At 54.9% G+C, this 21371-nt stretch carries 18 protein-coding genes; 8 read left to right on the forward strand and 10 right to left on the reverse strand.

Translation table 11 applies throughout. The annotated features are described in order from the left end of the window. Position 1 precedes the first annotated feature (1 nt). Together aaeA and aaeX are read right to left on the reverse strand one after the other, a co-directional pair. The gene (gene aaeA / locus EDF78_RS18475) at positions 2-937 is read right to left on the reverse strand and encodes a p-hydroxybenzoic acid efflux pump subunit AaeA (RefSeq protein WP_095924398.1); all 936 of its coding nucleotides are present in this window, start codon (positions 935-937) and stop codon (positions 2-4) included. Positions 938-944: 7 nt separating this feature from the next. Continuing rightward, positions 945-1148, reverse strand: coding sequence for a p-hydroxybenzoic acid efflux pump operon protein AaeX (gene aaeX, locus EDF78_RS18480; RefSeq protein WP_015698919.1), 204 nt, complete (start codon positions 1146-1148; stop codon positions 945-947). Positions 1149-1422: 274 nt separating this feature from the next. Between aaeX and aaeR the strand changes: the two genes are divergently transcribed. Then, positions 1423-2361: an HTH-type transcriptional activator AaeR gene (gene aaeR, locus EDF78_RS18485; RefSeq protein ID WP_119823078.1), complete on the forward strand. Its 939-nt coding sequence runs from the start codon at positions 1423-1425 to the stop codon at positions 2359-2361. Positions 2362-2407: 46 nt separating this feature from the next. Here the strand turns inward: aaeR and tldD are convergent, their stop codons facing one another. The 8 genes from tldD to csrD all read right to left on the reverse strand — a co-directional run bounded on the left by tldD (position 2408) and on the right by csrD (position 15082). After that, entirely contained in the window at positions 2408-3853 is a 1446-nt protein-coding gene (gene tldD, locus EDF78_RS18490) for a metalloprotease TldD (RefSeq protein ID WP_095924396.1), read from the reverse strand. A 143-nt stretch (positions 3854-3996) separates the two neighbouring features. Continuing rightward, entirely contained in the window at positions 3997-7824 is a 3828-nt protein-coding gene (yhdP, locus tag EDF78_RS18495) for an AsmA2 domain-containing protein YhdP (RefSeq protein WP_133823627.1), read from the reverse strand. 98 nt (positions 7825-7922) lie between these two features. Beyond that, positions 7923-9392, reverse strand: coding sequence for a ribonuclease G (gene rng / locus EDF78_RS18500; RefSeq protein ID WP_013577287.1), 1470 nt, complete (start codon positions 9390-9392; stop codon positions 7923-7925). After that, a complete protein-coding gene (locus EDF78_RS18505; protein ID WP_133823628.1) occupies positions 9382-9975 on the reverse strand; it encodes a Maf family protein in 594 nt (197 codons plus the stop codon). Before EDF78_RS18505 ends, rng begins: the two co-directional genes overlap by 11 nt. Before the next feature lie 7 nt (positions 9976-9982). Then, positions 9983-10471 (reverse strand): rod shape-determining protein MreD, encoded by a 489-nt coding sequence (gene mreD, locus EDF78_RS18510; protein ID WP_095924393.1) that lies wholly within the window; start codon positions 10469-10471, stop codon positions 9983-9985. Beyond that, complete coding sequence (gene mreC / locus EDF78_RS18515; protein WP_095924392.1) at positions 10468-11475, reverse strand: rod shape-determining protein MreC; 1008 nt, start codon at positions 11473-11475, stop codon at positions 10468-10470. Before mreC ends, mreD begins: the two co-directional genes overlap by 4 nt. Positions 11476-11749: 274 nt before the next feature. Then, positions 11750-12793, reverse strand: a complete 1044-nt coding sequence (mreB, locus tag EDF78_RS18520; RefSeq protein ID WP_013577291.1) for a rod shape-determining protein MreB — start codon at positions 12791-12793, stop codon at positions 11750-11752. A gap of 354 nt (positions 12794-13147) precedes the next feature. Then, positions 13148-15082 carry an RNase E specificity factor CsrD gene (gene csrD / locus EDF78_RS18525; RefSeq protein ID WP_133823629.1) on the reverse strand — a complete coding sequence of 645 codons (1935 nt, stop codon included), beginning with the start codon at positions 15080-15082 and terminating at the stop codon, positions 13148-13150. Positions 15083-15365: 283 nt separating this feature from the next. Here csrD and msrP point away from each other — a divergent pair, with 283 nt between their 5' ends. The 7 genes from msrP (at position 15366) to panF (ending at position 21332) form a co-directional block, all read left to right on the forward strand. Further along, positions 15366-16400, forward strand: coding sequence for a protein-methionine-sulfoxide reductase catalytic subunit MsrP (msrP, locus tag EDF78_RS18530; RefSeq protein ID WP_233432886.1), 1035 nt, complete (start codon positions 15366-15368; stop codon positions 16398-16400). Between the two features lie 18 nt (positions 16401-16418). Continuing rightward, positions 16419-17021, forward strand: a complete 603-nt coding sequence (msrQ, locus tag EDF78_RS18535; protein WP_133823630.1) for a protein-methionine-sulfoxide reductase heme-binding subunit MsrQ — start codon at positions 16419-16421, stop codon at positions 17019-17021. A 241-nt stretch (positions 17022-17262) separates the two neighbouring features. Further along, positions 17263-17715 carry a type II 3-dehydroquinate dehydratase gene (aroQ, locus tag EDF78_RS18540; protein WP_095924388.1) on the forward strand — a complete coding sequence of 151 codons (453 nt, stop codon included), beginning with the start codon at positions 17263-17265 and terminating at the stop codon, positions 17713-17715. Between the two features lie 32 nt (positions 17716-17747). Beyond that, on the forward strand, positions 17748-18209 hold the full coding sequence (gene accB / locus EDF78_RS18545) for an acetyl-CoA carboxylase biotin carboxyl carrier protein (RefSeq protein WP_095924387.1): 462 nt from the start codon (positions 17748-17750) through the stop codon (positions 18207-18209). An 11-nt stretch (positions 18210-18220) separates the two neighbouring features. Then, positions 18221-19570, forward strand: coding sequence for an acetyl-CoA carboxylase biotin carboxylase subunit (gene accC, locus EDF78_RS18550; protein ID WP_095924386.1), 1350 nt, complete (start codon positions 18221-18223; stop codon positions 19568-19570). Between the two features lie 84 nt (positions 19571-19654). After that, positions 19655-19897 (forward strand): YhdT family protein, encoded by a 243-nt coding sequence (locus tag EDF78_RS18555; RefSeq protein ID WP_119823095.1) that lies wholly within the window; start codon positions 19655-19657, stop codon positions 19895-19897. Further along, complete coding sequence (gene panF, locus EDF78_RS18560) at positions 19887-21332, forward strand: sodium/pantothenate symporter (protein WP_095924385.1); 1446 nt, start codon at positions 19887-19889, stop codon at positions 21330-21332. Before EDF78_RS18555 ends, panF begins: the two co-directional genes overlap by 11 nt. The last annotated feature ends 39 nt before the right edge of the window (positions 21333-21371 follow it).

Below are 21371 nucleotides of genomic sequence, written 5' to 3' on the forward strand. Positions count from 1 at the left end.
CTTAACCAAACTCTCTCAGGCGATGCAGGAGGCGAAGGAACGGAGATCCTTCATCTTGTTTACGGTCATGCTGACCCGTGATAACCACGGTGGCCGTGGTGCCTGCCGGATACGGATGTTGCTGATCTTCATCGTCGAGCACGATTTTCACCGGCACACGCTGCGCCAGACGCACCCATTCCAGGTTACTGTCGATGGTCGCCAGACCGTTGGTCGCCGCAGAGGAAGAGCTGTTGGTCACTGCGGCCGCCACACTGTCGACCGTACCGTGCATGATGCGGTTGCTGCCCAGCGGCGTGATTTCCGCACGGTCACCTTTTTTCAGCCCCGGCAATTTGGTTTCTTCCAGATAAGCCAGAATGTAGAAAGAATTTTTCTTCACCAGCGCCACGGCGGTAGAGCCACGGTTGATGTAGTTGCCCGGATGCACGGTCAGGTTCGTCACCCAGCCATCGGCAGGCGCAACCACCACGGTACGTTCCAGATCCAGCACCGCCAGATCCCGCGCAGCCTGCGCTTTCGCCAGCTGATGTTGGGCGGTTTGCAGCACGTTATTGGCCTGGTCGATCTCTTCCTGTGACATGGCCTGCACGCCCAGTTTCACACGACGTCCGGCTTCGCGTTTTTTCTCGGCTGCCAGCGCCTGGTAATAGGCGACGTCAGCACTCGCTTCGTCCAGCGCCTGCTGGTAGCGCGGCTGGTCGATTTTGAACAACACCTGGCCTTTCTTCACCAGTTGGTTATCAATCACCGGCACATCGGTGATAAGACCGGTGACGTCGGGCGCGATAGACACGACATCTGCGGTAAATTTGGCATCACGGGTCCACGGAGATTCGGTATAGAACGCCCAGGCTTTGAAGATTGCGATGACAGCCAGCACGACAAGAATCAACGTTATTGCATAACGTATTATTTTTATGGAGAAATTTTTCACAACGCCCTCAGACGAACATGCAGGAGATCAGGTAAAAAAGACAGCAGTACAACGCTGTGTTGAACAACGCCGGGTGCCAGACAAAGTCGTAGATCCCGGTAGGTTGCAATACGCGCCGCAGCAGGAAAAACACCACCAGCGCCAGCAGTATTTCAAAAAACACCGGAGGAAACGACAATCCGAAAATCACCATTACCGGAAGCAAACTCATCAAAAATTCCTTACATTATTACGACGGACAAACCAGTATCGTCCCGCGCACGCATTATTCATTATTTTAGGCAACGGCACGCGACCCCGTTGAAAAATAAATTCAGCGGAAGTGAACGGTAAAACCATGGGGTTGCCAGGGAAGTGTGCGAAGGTAAGCAGTCAGTCAGGAATACTGAAACCTGAGGTTTATCACCCGGAAGGGTATATTAGCGTGCTTATTATCAAGTAATCAACGTTCTGTGATCTAAATCACTTTTAAGCCAGAGTTAACAATGGACCGATTAAAACGCATGTCGATCTTTGCTCAGGTGGTGGAAAGCGGCTCCTTCACCGCGGCCGCACGACGTCTCGACATGAGCGTTTCCGCCATCAGCCAGACTGTCTCAAAACTGGAAAATGATTTACAAATCAAATTATTAAACCGCAGCACCCGCAGTATCGGCCTGACCGAAGCCGGTAAGCTGTACTATCAGGGCTGCCGGAAAATGCTGCATGACGTGCGTGAAGTGCATGAACAATTGTATGCCTTCAACAACACCCCGACCGGTACATTACGCATCGGCAGCTCCTCCACAATGGCACAAAATGTTCTTGCTGCGATGACGGCGGAAATGCTCTCCGAATACCCCGGACTGACCGTCAATCTGGTCACCGGCATTCCGGCACCGGATTTGATCGCCGACGGGCTGGACGTGGTGATCCGCGTCGGTGCGTTGCAGGATTCCAGCCTGTTCTGCACCCGCTTAGGATCGATGCCGATGGTGGTGTGCGCGGCGCGCAGTTATCTGGCGCAACACGGTACCCCGGAAAAACCCGCCGATATGGTGAATTTCTCTTGGCTGGAATACAGCGTCCGCCCTGACAGCGAATTTGAGCTGATCGCCCCCGAAGGTATTTCGACACGCATTACGCCGCAGGGCCGTTTCGTCACCAACGATTCGCAGACCATGATCCGCTGGCTGAAAGCCGGGGTCGGTATCGCCTATGTGCCGCTGATGTGGGTGATTGAGGAGATCAATGCCGGTGAGGTGGAAATCCTGTTCAGGAGCTATCAGTCGGATCCCCGTCCGGTCTACGCGTTGTATACCGAAAAGGACAAGCTGCCGCTGAAAGTGCAGGTGTGCATTGATTATCTGACGGATTATTTCAAACGGGTAAGCAAGGTGTATCAGGGCTATAGGCAGGGCAAAAAAGTCACGCAATGGAATTAACCCTCCCCTTATCAAAGAGGAGGGAAAACACCGAAATCATCTTCTGTTACGCAGTACCGCCGACGGTCAGATTATCCAGTTTCAGGGTTGGCTGACCGACCCCGACCGGCAGGCTCTGGCCTTCTTTACCGCACACGCCGACGCCTTTATCGAGCGCCAGATCGTTACCGACCATGGAAATCTGCTGCATCGCTTCAATACCGGAGCCGATCAGCGTCGCGCCTTTCACCGGTTTAGTGATACGGCCTTTTTCGATCAGGTACGCTTCAGAGGTGGAGAACACGAATTTACCGGACGTGATATCCACCTGGCCGCCGCCGAAGTTTGGCGCATACAGGCCATACTCCACGCTGCTGATGATCTCTTCAGGCGTGGATTTGCCGCCGAGCATATAGGTGTTGGTCATACGCGGCATCGGCAGATGGGCATAGGATTCACGGCGGCCGTTGCCGGTCGGCGCAACACCCATCAGGCGCGCATTCAGTTTGTCCTGCATATAGCCTTTCAGCACGCCATTTTCGATCAGCATGTTGTACTGACCCGGCACACCTTCATCATCAATCGCCAGCGAACCGCGCAGATTCGGGATCGTACCGTCATCCACCACGGTGCAGAGTTCAGACGCCACCAGCTTGCCCATCTGACCGCTGAAGACCGAGGTGCCGCGACGGTTGAAGTCGCCTTCCAGACCGTGTCCGACCGCTTCGTGCAACAGCACGCCCGGCCAGCCCGCGCCCAGAACCACCGGCATGCCGCCCGCAGGCGCCGCCACTGCGGTCAGATTCAGTAATGCCATCCGCACCGCATCACGGGCAAAGGCTTCAGCACGGACTTCGCCGTTAACCGTTTCGAGGAAATAGTCATAACCGACACGACCGCCGCCGCCGCTTGAGCCACGCTCACGACGACCATCCTGCTCGACCAGCACGCTGACAGACAGACGCACCAGCGGACGGATATCCGCCGCCAGCGTCCCGTCGGTCGCCGCCACCAGCACGGTTTCATACACGCCGGTAATGCTGGCGCTGACTTCCTGCACGCGTTTATCTGCCGCACGGGCAATTTTGTCGACGCGGTGCAACAATTCGATTTTCGCTTCGCGGGGCAGGCTTTGCAGCGGATCCAGCGGAGAATAAAGAGATTTATAGGCAATTTCGCCCAGCGTATGCGCTTTGCCATTGCCCTGTTCACGGACAATGCTGCGGGCGGCTGTCGCGCTCTGGTTCAGGGCATTCAGGGTGATCTGGTCGGCGTAAGCAAAACCGGTCTTTTCGCCGCTTATCGCACGGACGCCCACGCCCTGATCGATATTGTAAGAACCATCTTTGATGATGCTGTCTTCGATCACCCAGGCTTCATGGAAACTGGACTGGAAAAAGAGATCGGCATAATCAAGACGACGTTCAGACAACTGGCCCAACACCGAAAACAGATCCTGATGACTCAGATTATTGGCAGTTAGTAACTGCTCACTGACTAAGGCCAGACTCATAGATGTTCACTCTCTTTTTAGACGACAATCCGGCGGGCTGACCGTGATAAAAACGGTCCGCCTGCCAGACAATCCATTGTGACAAGGTTATTTACAGCCTAACACAGCCCGCACGAGGTTTCCTGCCACCTTCGCAGCTGAGATTACTGTGCCACGGCGGCTTTCGGATGCTCCACGGGTTTGCGCAGAATTTCGTTGATGTGCGGATCCGCAATGGTGCCGCTGATCTGATAACGGATCAGCGAGATTTTATTCCACAGCGGCGCCAGCACTTTACTGGCGGCAAAGACGGCGACGCCGACCACCGGGTTAATGACGAAGGCGGTCGCCACGCCAACCGTGGCGGAAATTTCCGGTGCAATCACCGCTTCCAGATCCAGCTGCTGATTCACGAAGTTGACCTTGCCGGTGATGGCAATATCCGCTTCCAGACCATCTATCAGCAGGTCGTCCGTGTGCATCACACCGTCTTTAATCCAGGCGGTCGATTTGATCGAGTCAAAGTAGAAGCCCTGACCAAAGGTATCGCTGAAATCGAGGCGCAATTTACGCAGTAAGGCATCGAAGCTGACCAGACGCAGTAATTGTCCGGCGCGGCCGGTGCCGACATCTGCGATTTCGCCTTTGCCCAGCGTATTTTTCAGCGTGCCGTTCAGCGTGCTGATATCCGGTTTCCACGGCAGGGATTTCCAGTGCAGGTCAAAGTTGACGTCAAACGGCGCGCCTTTCAGTGGCGTGGTCACGCCAAAGAATGACATGGCCTGCTCAATATCTTTACCGGCAACTTTGCCTTTCAGGCCGGTATTCTCGCCCTGTCCGTTCTGCGTCCAGTCACCCTGCACATCAAGGCGCGCCACGCCGGTATCAATCAGACCGTTACGCAACATCAGCTTATCGCCCTGCGGCGTCAGGTCAGCGTTCACTTTGCGGAAGTTCTGTCCGAGGAACCAGCAGGCTTCACAACGTAGCTGCAATGCAGGCCAGCCCGAGAACGAAATCTTATCGCCTGCCAGCGGATTGCCCGCCGGCTGGTCGCTGCTGGCGACATCCGCCACGGTCCATTGCGGATTGAAATAGACATATTTCAGATTCGCCAGCCACGGGCCGTTGTCATTCATGTTCAGCTTGCCGTCGATTTCCTTCCCTTTGGCCGTCACTTCCATGCCCTGATGCCCCTGAACCGAGGTGAGGGTCAGGTCGTTCCAGACCTGTCCGGCCAGCGTCAGTGCCGGTGTGGTCAGGATAATCTGGTGCGGGAAGCTGAAACCGGCCACTTTGCTTTTGGTATCCTGTGTCGCTTTTTCCGGCGACAGCAGGCCCAGCCAGTTCTCGCCATCCAGCGCAGGCAGATGCAGCGTCAGGCTGCTGTCTTCCGGCAACGGCGGCGTTTTTTTGCTGTTTGCCTGCCATGACGCGCGGTCCAGTTTCAGCTGTTTACCCAGCAGCCAGCGGCTGTTGAAATGGTCCTTGCCCGCCAGCACGCCTTGCAGGGTAAAGCTGTGAAGGTCGCCTTTGACATTCACCACCAGCGGCATTGCCTGCCCGGCTTTCTTACTCAGCGGATCAGGTAAGTGACTGCTTACATCTTTCAGATCGGCGTTCACATCGACGGTGTATGTCGGCGTGCCTTTGTGCGGCAGGGTAATATTGACGTCGCCTTTCCACGGCGTACCGCCGGAAATCTTGCTGGCTGCCGCCGCAGGCAGACCCGGAATTTTGGACAATTGCCAGTTGGCATCCAGCCCGACCTGAACCCTGAAATCATCCGGCAGTTCCTGCGTACTGAACATCACGTTAACCGGTTGCCCGAACCAGTTGCCGGTGAGCCGGTTACTTTGCAGGTTGCCATTGTCATAACTGAACTGGCCGCTGAGATTGTTGATTTTGCTGTTCAGCGGTTTGATAAACAGGCTGTTGTCATTGAGCGTGACGCCCCCGGAGGCGCGCACCAGCTCGCCATCCAGCGGGATATCCAGATGTAAGCGACCATTCACATCGCCGCCGATTTGCAGTTCCTGTAAAGCCGAACCCAGCGAGTCGTGCAGCGGCGTATTCATGAAGTAATCGCCGATATCTTTACCTGAGCCGTGCAGATCGGCATCGATAAACAGTTTTTCTTTCAGGTAGTCAGGGATATTGGCGACCACGTTATTGCCATCAACGTTGCCCAGTTTGGTATGCGCGGCTTTCATAAACAGGCCGTCGTTAAGGAAATCGAGATCGATATCCAGATCGGTCAGCGCAGGCCATTTTGGCTGGTACTGGAAGGTCGAATGGCGCAGCGGCACCCAGACTTCAAACTGCCCTTCATTCTTTTTGAACGGGAAATGATGCGGATTGCCGTTAAAGGTCAGCGTGGCATTATCCACCTGACCGCCCTGAATGGCGCCGCTCAGATAATCCACCAGATGTTTGCCCATCAGCGGTTCAGGGAAATAGCGCCACGCCTGCCCCGCATCATACAGGCGGATACCGGCCAGAATATTCAGCCAGGGTTCGCCTTTGACTGGCTGGTTGTAGCGGAAATCCCCTTTGGCCCACAGCGCATTGGCCTGTACATCCACGTCTTTGCCCGACAGCATCCAGCCATCCTTGCCGTTCGTCCAGTTAAAGGTCCCGGTCGCGGCGCTGACATCCAGCGGTGCGCGGAACATTTCGCCGTACGGCAGCAGGCTGTCCTGCAATTTCACGGTCATCTGACCGCCTGCCACACTGCCTTTCAGGCCACCGCTGAAATGGTTGATGCCCGGCAGCAGTTTCCAGCGCTGCCAGCTGACATCGTGCCAGTTCACATCAAAGCGGGTCTGATCCAATTGTTTGAGCGGAATATCCAGCGCGAGGCGATTGACGTTACCGGCGGGTTTTAAATCCTGCCAGCGTTCCAGCAGCGCCGGTGTCAGGAAGGAAAACGTCGGGATCACCGGCCCTAAACGTTCCAGCTGCAAATTCGTGCCGCGGATGCGTAACTCTTCACCCTGCGTCGGCCCGAGAAAATCTGTATTTTCCGGCAGATAGAGCGCCTCAAGGCGACCTTTCGGCCAGGCCACGCCATCGGTTTTCAGGTTCAGCTGCTGCGTACCGACCTGCCAGCCATTGCCCTGACGATTACCGTGCAGCGTCAGATTATCCACATCCAGCCGGTGTTCATCCGTGCCGGTTTTCCAGATGGCGGAACCCTTTTTCAGCAAGGCGTCTCCGGCAAAAATCTCGCCGTTGCGCACGGTCAGCCACGCCGCCAGGCTGAAGTTGGCATTCTCCAGACCGGTATTGCTGCGCAGCCAGCGGCTGAACCACGGCTTCATATCAATGTCGTCCGCCTGCAGGTAAATTTTACCGTTATTGAGCAGACCGTTGGTGTCATTGAGATCCATACGCAATTGCACAACACCGTGCTGCCCGTTGAAACTCGACAGGCTAAGCTGCCCTTCGGCACGGTGACGGTTGTGACTGTTCAGCCAGGTGAGCTGCGGAATATCAAATTCTGCACGCGGGCCGGAAGGCGTCGGGAAAGAAATGCGGCTGTTGCGCAGATCGAAATGGTCGACCTGCCGCAGGAAAATATCGCTGACACGCCCCGGCTTGATGCCGCTGCCTTTATTGGCATCGCCACCCAGCGGGGTGTTGAGATCGAGTTGCAGATTGTAGAAGGTGAGATCGCGGAACTGCCAGCGCAGGTGCAGCAGCGATTGCCAGACGTCCAGCGCCATGGTGATGCGCTGAACCTGCCATTTGGCGTCCGGTAAGGTCACCTGCAGGCCACGGATCTCCATAACCGGGCCAAAGGTTTTCCAGCTCGCGCTGACTTGCGACAATTCGATCGGTACGCCGGTGACCGCCTCGACTTTCCCGACCAGCTGATCCTGAAAGCGGGTCAGCTGAGGCAATGCCAGACGCAGGCCACTGATCACCAAAGCCACTATCACGACAAGGGTTGCGCTGGTGGTTAATAAGATACCGGGCAGTCGCCTCAAACCTCTCTCCTTGTTTTCCATTCCATGCCGGTTTTCACCCGCACAGACGGCAATGGAAACCTTTAACTTCCTGATGCTTCAGGCGAATAGCCATCTGATCACATCATGACGACGTCGAACTGTTCCTGACTGTAGAGCGGCTCAATCTGCACTTTGACCTGCTTACCGACGAAGATTTCCACTTCGGCCAGTGCATGGGATTCCTCTCCCTTGAGCGCCTCACCGACGGCCGCAGACGCATAGACCAGGAAACGGTCGGAATCATACGCATGATGCACGCGCACGATTTCACGCAGAATTTCATAGCAGACGGTTTCCACGGTTTTCACCGTGCCGCGCGCATGACAGGTCGGGCAATCGCTGCACAACACATGTTCGACGCTTTCACGGGTGCGTTTACGGGTCATTTCCACCAGACCGAGCGCCGAGAAACCATGAATGCCGGTTTTCACGCGGTCTTTCGACAGCGCCTGCTCAAGGCTGTGCAACACGCGACGGCGGTGATCTTCATTCGACATATCAATGAAGTCGATGATGATGATGCCGCCGAGATTGCGCAGTCGCAGCTGACGGGCAATGGCCTGCGTCGCTTCAGTGTTGGTGTTAAAAATGGTGTCTTCCAGATTGCGATGGCCGACAAACGCACCGGTGTTGATATCCACGGTGGTCATGGCTTCGGTCTGGTCGATAATCAGATAACCGCCGGACTTGAGTTCCACCTTGCGCTCAAGCGCGCGCTGGATCTCGTTCTCCACATCGAACAAATCGAAAATGGGCTGCTTGCCGCTGTAATGCTCCAGCTTACTGGTCATTTCAGGCATGTATTCGCTGGTGAACTCCACCAGCAATTCATAGGTCAGGCGGGAGTCCACGCGGATACGATCCAGTGCTTCACCGGCAAAATCACGCAGCACACGGTGCGCCAGCGCCAGTTCGCCATACAGCTTGCACTTGGTTTTGTTGCGACGTTTGCGCTCCATCACCTTGGTCCACAAGCGTTTCAGGTAGGCCGCATCCTGCTTAAGTTCTTCTTCGCCCACGCCTTCGGCCGCCGTGCGGATAATATAGCCGCCGTGCTCATCACAATATTCCGAGACGATACGTTTAAGGCGGTCGCGCTCCGCTTCGCTTTCTATACGCTGCGACACACCCACGTGTGACGCGCCGGGCATAAACACCAGATAGCGGGAAGGCAGCGTAATGTCAGTGGTCAGGCGTGCGCCTTTGGTGCCGAGCGGATCTTTCACCACCTGCACCATCAGATCCTGTCCCTGATGCACCAGCTCAGCAATATCACGCACATGGAAATTTTTCTGCTCATCACGCGCCACGCATTCGGTGTGCGGCATGATGTCGGACGCGTGCAAAAACGCCGCTTTTTCAAGGCCGATATCGACAAAAGCGGCCTGCATACCAGGCAAAACCCGGCTGATACGTCCTTTATAAATGTTGCCGGCAATCCCGCGCTTGGTCTCACGCTCAATATGGATTTCCTGCAGAATGCCACCGTCAATGTAGGCCACGCGGGTTTCAGACGGGGTGACATTGACCAGTAATTCAGCTGTCATGTTTTCTCCTAAGCTCGCGTAAGGCAGAAAATTCATTTAGCAGTTCCTGGGTTTCCACCAGAGGAAGACCCACCACTGCATAGTAACTGCCGCGAATTTCACGGACGAAACAACCGCCCTTTCCCTGAATACCATAAGCGCCCGCTTTATCCATGGGCTCACCGCTCAGAATATAATGTGCAATGTCATCCGGGGATAGTGAACGGAAGGTGACATCGGTCACAACCAACGTATTGAGGCAATCCCGCCTGTCGGCAAACGCAATGGCGGTCATCACCTGATGCTGTCTGCCGGACAATGATTTAAGCATAACAGCGGCTTGCGCTTCGTCACGCGGCTTTTCCAACACTTTACCGTCGAGGACCACAATCGTATCGGCGCCGAGCACCGGCAGATCCTCTGTTGCTACCGCCACACCGGCCTGCGCTTTCTCTTTCGCCAGCCGTAATACGTAAGCTTGCGGCGCTTCATCAGGCTGGCGTTCTTCGGCAACGTCGGTGACCAGACGTTCAAAAGGTTGCTCCAGCAGGGCCAGTAATTCACGGCGGCGCGGCGAACCGGAAGCCAGATAAAGTGCGGTCATAACATCCTCATTGCACAGCAAACTGACGGCGAATTTTACGCATCAGCAGGAACAGCCACGGCCAGAGAACGCCATCAACCACACTGCTCCAGAAAACTTCCGGGCGGAACGATACGTTGACCACCAGAAATTCACCCCAGAACACCATGACGTCCACCGCCAGCGAAAGCACCATGACAATCAGTGCTTGTTGCCACAGCGCCAGATTACGGAATAACTGGAATTTGAACGCGACCAGATAGGCCGTGATGGCAAACGCCAATGCCCGGATGCCCAGAGTCGATCCCAGGATCAGATCCATAATGAAACCGACAATAAAACCGGTACCCACGTTGACGCGATGCGGTAACGCCATCACCCAGTAAATCAGGATCAGCATCAGCCATGACGGCCTGAACATATAGAGCTGTTCAGGCCACGGCATCACCTGCAGCAGCATGGCTATTAAGAAGGATAGCCAAATAATCCAACGTCCGTGGCTCCGGTAACTGTTCATTGCGTCGCTCCCTGTACTGCCGGAGCGCTGACTGGCGCCGTCACGGTGCCGGTTGCCGGAGGAGGAACCGGCGCAGGCGGCCCCATATCGCCCGGAGGCGGCAATACCTGCGGCATCATCTGCATCAGGCGTTCGTTCGCCACGCGATGGACTTCATCCGGCGGCAGCGGATGCTCGCCGTTACGGTCAGAACCCCACAGCAACAACAGATAACGCAGACGTTGCAGACCGGCGGTCGGACGCGCCTGAATCACGGTGTAAGCACGCTGGTTATCGACTTTCACCGAAGACACCACGCCCACCGGATAACCTTCCGGGAAACGTCCGCCCAGACCTGAGGTCACCAGCACATCGCCGACACGAATATCGGTATTGCTTGGCAGATGCTCGAGTTGCAGGTCATCAGCACAACCGCTGCCGGCCGCGATAACACGGATGTCGTTACGCAGCACCTGAATCGGCAGCGCATGTGACGCATCACAAATCAGCAAAACACGGCTGGTCAGCGCGGCCACAGCCACCACCTGACCGACAACGCCTTTGTCGCTGATCACCGGTTGCCCGATATACACGCCGTTATTGCTGCCTTTGTCGATCACCACCTGATCGCTGTACGGGTCATTGCTGGTCGACAGAACCTGCGTCACCATTTTGTGCTCATCCTGACGCAGCGGTGATCCCAGCAGTTCACGCAAACGGGCATTTTCCTGTTTGTACTGGCCGAGCAGCATCAGGTCGCTGTTTTTCAGCAACAATTCCTGGCGCAGGGCACGGTTTTCCAGTTCCAGCTGACCGCGTGTGGCAAAGGTCGAGGAGACCTGATCTAAGAATTCACGCGGGGCATTCGACAAAAAATAGAAGGGACTGACGGCAGTATCCATATAGGTGCGAATTTTAACAAACGTACCTATTTTACTGTCGGCAACAATCAGGACAATGGCCGTGAGAATAGCCAAAAAAAGTCGCAGCTGCAGGGAAGGTCCCCTGCTAAAAATTGGCTTCATAAAATATGCGAGTTCCTCGGCAACAGAAGGTTTCAGCCAGTCGAAGTAAAGACTTCACCTGACAGAAAAGGCGGCAATCTCATGGGATAGCCAAAGCACCGGCAAAGCATCATCGCTCAGCCAGTGTTTGCGCGGATCCACATTGAACACTGCACACTTCACGTTGCAGGTTTTACCTGACGGACAACCACCTTCCCGGACAGACTGATGTCGTTTACAGCAATAAGGCTTGCTTCAAACAAGCCTTATTCAAAACCACACGTCTTCGCTGGGATTACTCTTCGCTGAATAAGTCGCCGCCGTGCATGTCGATCATTTCTAATGCTTTACCGCCGCCGCGTGCAACGCAGGTCAGCGGATCTTCTGCGACAACCACCGGAATACCGGTTTCTTCCATCAGCAGACGATCGAGGTTACGCAGCAATGCGCCACCGCCGGTCAGCACCATACCGCGCTCGGAGATGTCGGAAGCCAGCTCTGGCGGACACTGTTCCAGTGCGACCATGACCGCGCTGACAATACCGGTCAGCGGCTCTTGCAGGGCTTCCAGAATTTCGTTGGAATTCAGCGTGAAACCACGCGGAACGCCTTCAGCCAGGTTACGGCCACGCACTTCAATTTCGTGCACTTCATCGCCCGGATACGCAGAACCGATGCTGTGCTTGATACGCTCAGCAGTCGCTTCACCAATCAGTGAACCGTAGTTACGACGAACGTAGTTAATGATCGCTTCGTCGAAACGGTCACCACCAATACGTACAGAAGAGGAGTACACCACGCCGTTCAGGGAAATCACGGCCACTTCTGTGGTACCACCACCGATATCCACCACCATTGAACCGGTTGCTTCGGAGACGGGCAGACCTGCACCGATCGCCGCAGCCATCGGTTCTTCAATCAAGAACACTTCACGCGCGCCTGCACCTTGTGCAGATTCACGGATCGCGCGGCGTTCAACCTGCGTTGCGCCGACCGGCACACACACCAGCACGCGCGGACTTGGGCGCATGAAGCTGTTGCTGTGAACTTGCTTAATGAAGTGTTGCAGCATTTTTTCAGTCACGAAGAAGTCAGCGATAACGCCGTCTTTCATTGGACGAATGGCTGCGATATTGCCAGGAGTACGACCCAGCATCTGTTTCGCGTCGTGACCAACAGCAGCAACGCTTTTAGGTGAACCAGCACGATCCTGACGAATAGCCACAACTGATGGCTCATTCAGCACGATGCCTTGTCCTTTTACATAGATGAGGGTATTGGCGGTACCCAGGTCGATGGACAAGTCGTTGGAAAACATGCCACGAAATTTCTTAAACATAACGAAGGGATAATCCTGCTAGCTGGGGGCGGAAAATAAAATCCGCCTACTTTACCAACCACGCGAAGCAGCGACAAGGCGCAAAAACGTCCTGCTTCCGTGAAAATTGTCCGCGATGTCGCCATTCACTTGCTGTGTCTTTTTGAGGCTGATGGCACTGTGAGAAAATCTGTCTCGCAGGCTCGGTTTACCTCGGGCAGGCACCCAGGCGAAGTAGCAACACCGCACATAAATTCTTACACTTTTACCGACATTTTCCGTCTATCTGCGGTCAGAGCACAAGCACCGGTTACCAGACAAGGGCGTAGGTCAAAAGCTGGCTCATTCTACGTTAAATAATGCATTAACGGTCACTTAAACATCGCGGTTGTGTGAATATTTTTTACCGACCGGTTCAACAGGCTCCGGACCGGCAAAGAAATCGCCCTGACCGCCGTGGATCCCGCTTTTCAGCAGGACGGCCCACTCCTCTTTTGTCCGCACGCCGGAGGCAAATACCAGCGCCTGAGTCCCTTCGCATGCACTGAGCAGGCTTTGGACAAAAAGTTGATTCTCTACCCTTTTATCAATATCGCGCACTAAGCCGGGGTGAAGTTTGACTCTCTCCACCGGGAAAGTTTTCAGATAAGAGGTGCTGACCACCGTCAGTCCGGCCTGTGAAACCGCCAGACGACAGCCTAAACCCTGCAGCAATCTGATCGCAGGACGCAGCCGGTCGGTATGTTGACAGAGATCCGCCTCTGCAAGTTCAATCAATATTCGATTTCGTTGAGTTCTTTCGCATTGCAGCAAGGTATCGCGTAACCAGCGTACAAATGAGCGCTGCAATAATGAATCAACCGTCAGGTGAAATGCCAACGTTTCGTCCGGCCAGCGGTTAAGTAACGGAATAATCTGACTTAACATCACCCGGTCGAAACTTTGCGATAAGCCGAACTGCACCACCAGCGGAATAAACTCTGCGGCCAGCAGCTCCTGCTCACCGTCGAAGACGCGTCGCTGGATCTCACGGTGATCTTGTTTGTGATCGCGGGTGAAGGCCGGTTTCTGATAAAGGCGCGGGCCGCCGCGCGCCAGCGTATTTTCCAGCAAGGTCCGCCAGCGCACACTGCCGCGGCCTTTTTCCGGCACATTTTTGTCGTAGATAAACCAGCTGTTGCTGCCCTGGAAAGCCGCATGCCGCGTGGCCTGTTCCGCCATGTCCATCACCTGATCCGGCGTCTGGCCAAAACGATAAGCACTGATCCCGATGTACATCAGAGCTTCACGGTCGATCAGCGAAGACGTGGGCAAAACACCAAGCGCATTGACCAGCTGACCGGCCATCACTTCCGCTTCTTTTAATGTGCGGTGGGGTAACAGCACGGCAAAATCACTGTGGAAATAGCGCGCCAGCAAGGCATCAACATGACGCATCACAAAGGTGGATAACAGATTGACCATCGCCGAACGCAGTTCCTCGACGATCGTCTGACCGTGCGTTTCGCGCATGGTGTCGAAATCAGGCAGGCGTAATAACATCAGCACGCCGTGCGCGCCCTTTTCTTCCAGTTGCGTCGCCAGCTGATTATCAAAGAACAGGCGGTTGCTCAGTCCGGTTTGGGCATCCTGCTGGGCGTACGCGCGGATCAGGGTATCCACCCGGCTGCGCTGTTCGCGCGCTTCATTCAGATCCCCCAGCAGACGGTCGATCGCGCTGCTGGCAGAATGCGGCCATTCGCCCACATCGCCGGTTAAACCTTCACGTTCACCGCGCAAAATCCGCACTGCACGGTCTTCCAGTTTTTCCACGCCGTCCGTTTCTTTTCTCAGCCAACGGAAACTGAGCAGCAGCATGGCGAGCATGGCCAGAATGGCGAGACCAATCGTGAAGGTGGAACGCAGGGAGCGGATATAGCTGCTGACCGGATCGACATAGGAAATGTGCAGCGTCATGGCGTGGTTTTGCATCAGCGGGATAATGGCGGTGTTATATTCCGGCATCACGCTGTCCCACGAACGGTATAAATCCGGCCGCTCGTGGTATTCATAAATGGTGGCGTTATCGAGTTTGACGTCGATATCCGTGATGTCGAGCATGCGCATCGCCTGCGGCATCCAGCGCCGGGCTTCGGCAGGCGTATGTGTCAGCAACGCCTGATCATAGGTCGTGGCAAGAGCCTGAAGATGTTGTTCAGTGTCTTGTTTGTTCAGGTAGATAAAGCTGAAAGTGACGCCGAGCAACATCAGTAACATTGCCAGCGCGACTAACATCGTCATCAGTGCCGAGAGTCTGGTAGTAAATCGCATCCCTGTGCCTTACTCGCTACGGTGGGGTGGAAACAAACCCGTTCTCTGGGCCTGTTACGAAAATGCGCCGCTACTATAAAACAGAAAAACACGCTGAAAGGAGAAATTTACCAAAGAGACCTTTGCTTACATTCATAGCATAGCAATCCAACAGCGCATCAATTCAGAATTCTTATATAAACGATAAACGTGGTGGCCTTTCTCTGCCACAAAACGCGGTATTTTAAGACTACGTCTCGCAAAGCGGTCAGTTTCACGCCATGCTCTGTCTATAACCATAATAATGAACCATAAAATGAGAATGCCGGAGAATGCTATGTTCAAACCCCGCAAACTGACCGAAGCCGATGTCACTCCCGAAAGTCTTTTCCATGACCGGCGCAAAGTATTGCAGGCGCTGGGGATCAGCGCCGCCGCACTCGCCCTGCCGCAAAACGCGCAGGCGGACCTGCTTTCCTGGTTTAAAGGCCACGACCGCGCCCCTGCGCCCGCCGGTAAACCCCTGGATTTCACCAAACCCGCCGCTTATCAAAATGATCTGCCGCTGACGCCGGAAGACAAAGTCTCCGGCTATAACAATTTCTATGAATTCGGGCTGGATAAAGCCGATCCCGCTGCGAACGCCGGGCAACTGGTGACGTCTCCGTGGAAGTTAAAAATAGAAGGCGAAGTCGCTAAACCGATGACGCTGGATATGGACGACATCATGAAGCGTTTCCCGCTCGAACAGCGGATCTACCGCATGCGATGCGTTGAAGCCTGGTCAATGGTGGTGCCGTGGGTCGGATTCCAGCTCAGTGAAATCCTGAAACTGGCCGAACCGACCAGTAATGCGCGATACGTGGCGTTTACCACCTTATATGACCCTGAACATATGCCGGGGCAAAAAGACCGGTTTATCGGCGGCGGGCTGGATTATCCCTATGTCGAAGGGCTGCGTATAGATGAAGCGATGAACCCGCTGGCGATGCTGACGGTCGGTGTTTATGGCAAAGCACTGCCGCCGCAAAACGGCGCGCCCATTCGCCTGACGATCCCGTGGAAATACGGTTTCAAGGGAATCAAGTCGATCGTGAACATTAAATTCACCCATGATGAGCCGCCGACCACCTGGAACCAGATTGCCGCCAACGAATACGGATTTTACGCCAATGTGAATCCGCACGTCGATCACCCGCGCTGGTCACAGGCCACGGAACGCTTTATTGGTTCCGGCGGTTTGCTGGATGTGCAACGCCAGCCGACACTGCTGTTCAACGGCTACGCGGAACAGGTGGCCTCGCTGTATCACGGTATGGATTTACGTAAGTTCTATTAAGGAAGAGGCCGCTCAGCTATGCGTCGTTTAAGCCCTGCCAACATTACCTGGCTGAAGGTGATCATTTACCTTGCCGCCATTCTGCCCTTCATATGGCTGATACTTTCCGTCGATCAGGGCTGGTTCAGCGCCGATCCGGCAAAAGATATTCAGCATTTTACCGGCCGGATGACGCTGAAATTCCTGCTGGTCACGCTGCTGGTGACGCCGGTTGCGCGCTATGGCAAACAACCGCTGCTGATCCGCACCCGCCGTCTGCTGGGTTTATGGTGTTTTGCGTGGGGAACGCTGCATCTTCTCAGCTATTCGTTCCTCGAACTGGGTATCAGCAACCTTCGCCTGCTGGGCAGTGAACTGATTTCCCGCCCGTATCTGACGCTCGGCATTATTTGCTGGATCCTGCTGCTGGCGCTGGCCTGCTCCTCGACATTGTGGGCGCAGCGGAAAATGGGCGCTGGCTGGCAAAAGTTACATAATCTCATCTATCTGATCGCCATACTGGCACCGATCCACTACCTTTGGTCGGTCAAAGTGTTGTCACCGCAACCGATCATCTACGCAACACTTGCCGTGATCCTGCTGGCCTTTCGCTATAAAAAATTCCGCCAGTGGCTGCGATAAACCGGGGGAAACAGGCGGGCGTTGCCTCTCAGAATAGTGCCAATTGCGCGCGCATTCACCGGCCGAGGGTTGATTATCTTCGCTGATAAGACCAGTATTTAGCTGCGAATTGCCACGATATCATTATAATGCCCGACCTCATGCCGAAGAGACGGGTCGATTTGCCGCGAAATAGGTGACAAATCGGTGACATCAGGGTATTTTCTACAATCTTTGTCTAATTGCCGGAGATAGGCTCACAATGGCGCATAAGTTTGACATTTTGCTACTGAACGGTCCTAACCTGAATTTGTTAGGGACCCGTGAGCCTGAAACGTACGGACACACCACGCTCAACGATATTGTTAAAGGTTTGGAAGTTCAGGCTGCCGCTGCCGGTGTGGCACTGAGCCATCTGCAATCCAACGCAGAACATGTCCTGATTGAACGTATTCATCAGGCACGCGGAAACGTCGATTTTATTCTGATCAATCCCGCGGCCTTTACCCATACCAGCGTGGCGCTGCGCGATGCATTACTGGGGGTATCGATTCCGTTTATCGAGATCCATCTGTCGAATGTACATGCCCGCGAAGCGTTCCGGCACCATTCTTATCTTTCCGACATCGCAGTGGGCGTTATTTGCGGACTTGGCGCAGATGGCTACCACTTTGCATTACAGGCAGCGGTTAACCGCTTGTCAAAAACCCACTAATTTCTACGCAAAAAGAGTACGGAATCACACCCATGGATATTCGTAAAATCAAAAAACTGATCGAACTGGTTGAAGAATCAGGTATTTCTGAACTGGAAATTTCTGAAGGTGAAGAGTCAGTTCGTATCAGCCGTGCTGCACCTGCGCAGGCTTATCCTATGATGCAACAGGCTTACGCTATGCCTGTCCAACAGCCAGGTCTGGCTGCTGCGGTTGCGCCAGCGGCTGCACCCGCAGAAGCTGCACCGGCTGCCATCAGCGGTCATATCGTCCGTTCACCGATGGTAGGGACCTTCTACCGTACGCCAAGCCCGGACGCAAAAGCCTTCATCGAAGTGGGTCAGAAAGTGAACGCCGGCGATACCCTGTGTATCGTTGAAGCGATGAAAATGATGAACCAAATCGAAGCAGACAAATCCGGTGTTGTTAAAGCAATTCTGGTAGAAAGCGGCCAACCGGTTGAATTCGACGAGCCGCTGGTCGTCATCGAATAACGAGGCGTACCATGGTAGATAAAATTGTTATCGCGAACCGCGGCGAGATTGCCCTGCGTATTTTGCGTGCCTGTAAAGAAATGGGCATCAAAACCGTTGCTGTGCACTCCACCGCTGACCGTGACCTGAAACACGTGCTGCTGGCAGACGAAACCGTCTGTATCGGCCCTGCACCTTCAGTAAAAAGCTATCTGAACATCCCTGCCATTATCGCTGCGGCGGAAATCACTGGCGCGGTGGCTATCCACCCGGGCTACGGTTTCCTGTCCGAGAATGCGGATTTTGCAGAGCAGGTTGAGCGTTCTGGTTTTATCTTCATCGGCCCGAAAGCGGAAACTATCCGTCTGATGGGCGATAAAGTTTCTGCGATCCACGCGATGAAAGCGGCTGGCGTACCTTGTGTACCTGGCTCTGACGGCCCGCTGGGCGACGACATGGATCAAAACCGTGGCTTCGCAAAACGCATCGGCTATCCGGTCATCATCAAAGCCTCTGGCGGCGGCGGTGGTCGTGGTATGCGTGTGGTGCGCAGCGACAAAGATCTCGAGCAGTCCATCAACATGACCCGTGCTGAAGCCAAAGCGGCCTTCAACAACGACATGGTTTATATGGAAAAATACCTGGAAAACCCACGTCACGTGGAAATTCAGGTACTGGCCGATGGTCAGGGCAACGCGGTTTATCTGGCAGAACGTGACTGCTCCATGCAGCGCCGTCACCAGAAAGTCGTGGAAGAAGCGCCGGCACCGGGCATTACGGAAGAACTTCGTCGTTTCATCGGCGAACGTTGCGCCAAAGCCTGTGTGGATATCGGCTACCGTGGTGCAGGGACGTTCGAGTTCCTGTATGAAAACGGGGAGTTCTTCTTCATCGAAATGAACACCCGTATCCAGGTTGAGCATCCGGTTACCGAGATGATCACCGGTGTGGATTTGATCAAAGAACAGCTGCGCATTGCGTCCGGCCAGCCTCTGTCGATCAAACAAAGCGAAGTGAAAGTCAAAGGCCATGCGGTGGAATGCCGTATTAACGCGGAAGACCCAAACACCTTCCTGCCAAGCCCGGGCAAAATCACCCGCTTCCACGCACCTGGCGGCTTCGGTGTTCGTTGGGAATCGCACATTTACGCAGGCTACACGGTGCCTCCGTACTACGATTCCATGATCGGTAAACTGATCACTTACGGTGAAACCCGTGAAGTGGCCATCGCCCGCATGAAAAATGCGCTGGCAGAACTGATCATCGACGGCATCAAAACCAACATTGACCTGCAAATGCGCATTATGAACGACGAGAACTTCGAGCACGGTGGCACTAACATCCACTATCTCGAGAAAAAACTCGGTTTGCAGGAAAAATAAAAAGACCGTACCGTTGCGTACTCTCTTATCAAGGCCGGATATTCCGGCCTTTTTTACGTTCAGAGGGGAGACAAGTAAATGGCGTTGGATACACGTTTCTTACAGGCTAACCGCGAGGCCCGCTGGGCATTTGGGCTGACGATCGCCTATCTGCTGGCCTGGGGCTGTGCGGCTTATATTCCTGACGATAAACAGGGCATCACCGGCCTGCCGCACTGGTTTGAAATGGCCTGCCTGCTGGTTCCGCTGATATTCGTTCTTTTAAGCTGGCTGATGGTTCGCGTGATTTACCGCGAAATTCCGCTGGAGGACAGTGATGCAGACTGAAGTCTTATTACCGTTGATCGCCTATCTGCTGCTGGTGTTCGGGCTGTCGGTTTATGCCTATACCCGCCGCGAACAGGGCAACTTCCTGACCGAATATTTCCTCGGTAACCGGTCGATGGGCGGTTTCGTGCTGGCCATGACCCTGACCGCTACCTATATCAGCGCCAGCTCGTTTATTGGCGGCCCCGGCGCAGCGTACAAATTTGGGCTGGGCTGGGTATTACTGGCGATGATCCAGCTGCCTGCCGTCTGGCTGTCGCTGGGCGTACTGGGTAAAAAATTCGCCATTCTGGCGCGCCGCTACAACGCGGTCACGTTGAATGACATGCTGTTTGCCCGCTATCAGAGCCGTCTGCTGGTCTGGCTGGCCAGCCTGAGCCTGCTGGTGGCGTTTCTGGGGGCGATGACCGTGCAGTTCATCGGTGGCGCACGCCTGCTGGAAACCGCCGCGGGGATTCCTTACGACACCGGTCTGCTGATTTTCGGTGTCAGCATTGCGCTGTATACCGCGTTTGGCGGCTTCCGTGCCAGCGTGCTGAACGACGCCATGCAGGGGCTGGTGATGCTTCTGGGCACCATTTTGCTGCTGGTCGCGGTGATCCACGCCGCCGGTGGCCTGCACAGCGCAGTGGATAAACTCCAGCAAATCGACCCTAAACTGGTGTCCGTGCATGGCGGAGGTGACGTCCTTTCACTGCCGTTTATGGCGTCTTTCTGGGTATTGGTTTGCTTTGGCGTGATTGGCCTGCCGCATACCGCCGTGCGCTGTATCTCCTACAAAGACAGCAAGGCCGTGCACCGGGGCATTGTGCTCGGCACGCTGGTGGTCGCGGTGCTGATGTTCGGTATGCATCTGGCGGGGGCACTCGGGCGCGCGGTTTTGCCTGATCTGAAAATTCCCGATCAGGTGATCCCGACGCTGATGATCACCGTGCTGCCGCCTTACGCCGCCGGTATCTTCCTTGCCGCGCCGATGGCCGCCATTATGTCGACCATCAATGCACAGCTTTTGCAGTCATCTGCGACTATCGTTAAAGACTTATACCTCGGCGTGAAACCGGAACAGCTGACCAACGAGCGCAAGTTAAAACGCTTCTCAAGCTGGGCAACCTTTGTGCTGGGTTTACTGGTGCTGCTGGCCGCATGGCGTCCGCCGGAAATGATTATCTGGCTTAACCTGCTGGCGTTCGGCGGGCTGGAAGCGGTGTTCCTGTGGCCGCTGGTGCTCGGTTTGTACTGGGAACGGGCCAATGCCACGGGCGCGCTCAGCTCAATGATTGTTGGCGCGGTTTGTTATACCCTGCTCGCCAGTATCGACCTGCATATTGCCGGTCTGCACCCGATTGTGCCGTCGCTGTTGCTGAGTCTGCTGGCGTTTTATGTCGGCAATACCTTTGGCAAACCGCCACGCGAAACCGCATTCAAGCCGTCCTGACCGGGCGGCACTGATTTTACAGATTGTTAAGAAGAGAAT

Source organism: Rahnella sp. BIGb0236, from assembly GCF_004364755.1.
GTDB lineage: Bacteria > Pseudomonadota > Gammaproteobacteria > Enterobacterales > Enterobacteriaceae > Rahnella > Rahnella victoriana.

Coding starts and splice junctions, on each gene's coding strand:
- aaeX (WP_015698919.1), bottom strand. CDS start 1,148: ATGAGTTTGCTTCCGGTAATGGTGATTTTCGGATTGTCGTTTCCTCCG.
- aaeR (WP_119823078.1), top strand. CDS start 1,423: ATGGACCGATTAAAACGCATGTCGATCTTTGCTCAGGTGGTGGAAAGC.
- tldD (WP_095924396.1), bottom strand. CDS start 3,853: ATGAGTCTGGCCTTAGTCAGTGAGCAGTTACTAACTGCCAATAATCTG.
- rng (WP_013577287.1), bottom strand. CDS start 9,392: ATGACAGCTGAATTACTGGTCAATGTCACCCCGTCTGAAACCCGCGTG.
- EDF78_RS18505 (WP_133823628.1), bottom strand. CDS start 9,975: ATGACCGCACTTTATCTGGCTTCCGGTTCGCCGCGCCGCCGTGAATTA.
- mreD (WP_095924393.1), bottom strand. CDS start 10,471: ATGAACAGTTACCGGAGCCACGGACGTTGGATTATTTGGCTATCCTTC.
- mreC (WP_095924392.1), bottom strand. CDS start 11,475: ATGAAGCCAATTTTTAGCAGGGGACCTTCCCTGCAGCTGCGACTTTTT.
- mreB (WP_013577291.1), bottom strand. CDS start 12,793: ATGTTTAAGAAATTTCGTGGCATGTTTTCCAACGACTTGTCCATCGAC.
- csrD (WP_133823629.1), bottom strand. CDS start 15,082: ATGCGATTTACTACCAGACTCTCGGCACTGATGACGATGTTAGTCGCG.
- msrP (WP_233432886.1), top strand. CDS start 15,366: ATGAACCATAAAATGAGAATGCCGGAGAATGCTATGTTCAAACCCCGC.
- msrQ (WP_133823630.1), top strand. CDS start 16,419: ATGCGTCGTTTAAGCCCTGCCAACATTACCTGGCTGAAGGTGATCATT.
- aroQ (WP_095924388.1), top strand. CDS start 17,263: ATGGCGCATAAGTTTGACATTTTGCTACTGAACGGTCCTAACCTGAAT.
- accB (WP_095924387.1), top strand. CDS start 17,748: ATGGATATTCGTAAAATCAAAAAACTGATCGAACTGGTTGAAGAATCA.
- accC (WP_095924386.1), top strand. CDS start 18,221: ATGGTAGATAAAATTGTTATCGCGAACCGCGGCGAGATTGCCCTGCGT.
- panF (WP_095924385.1), top strand. CDS start 19,887: ATGCAGACTGAAGTCTTATTACCGTTGATCGCCTATCTGCTGCTGGTG.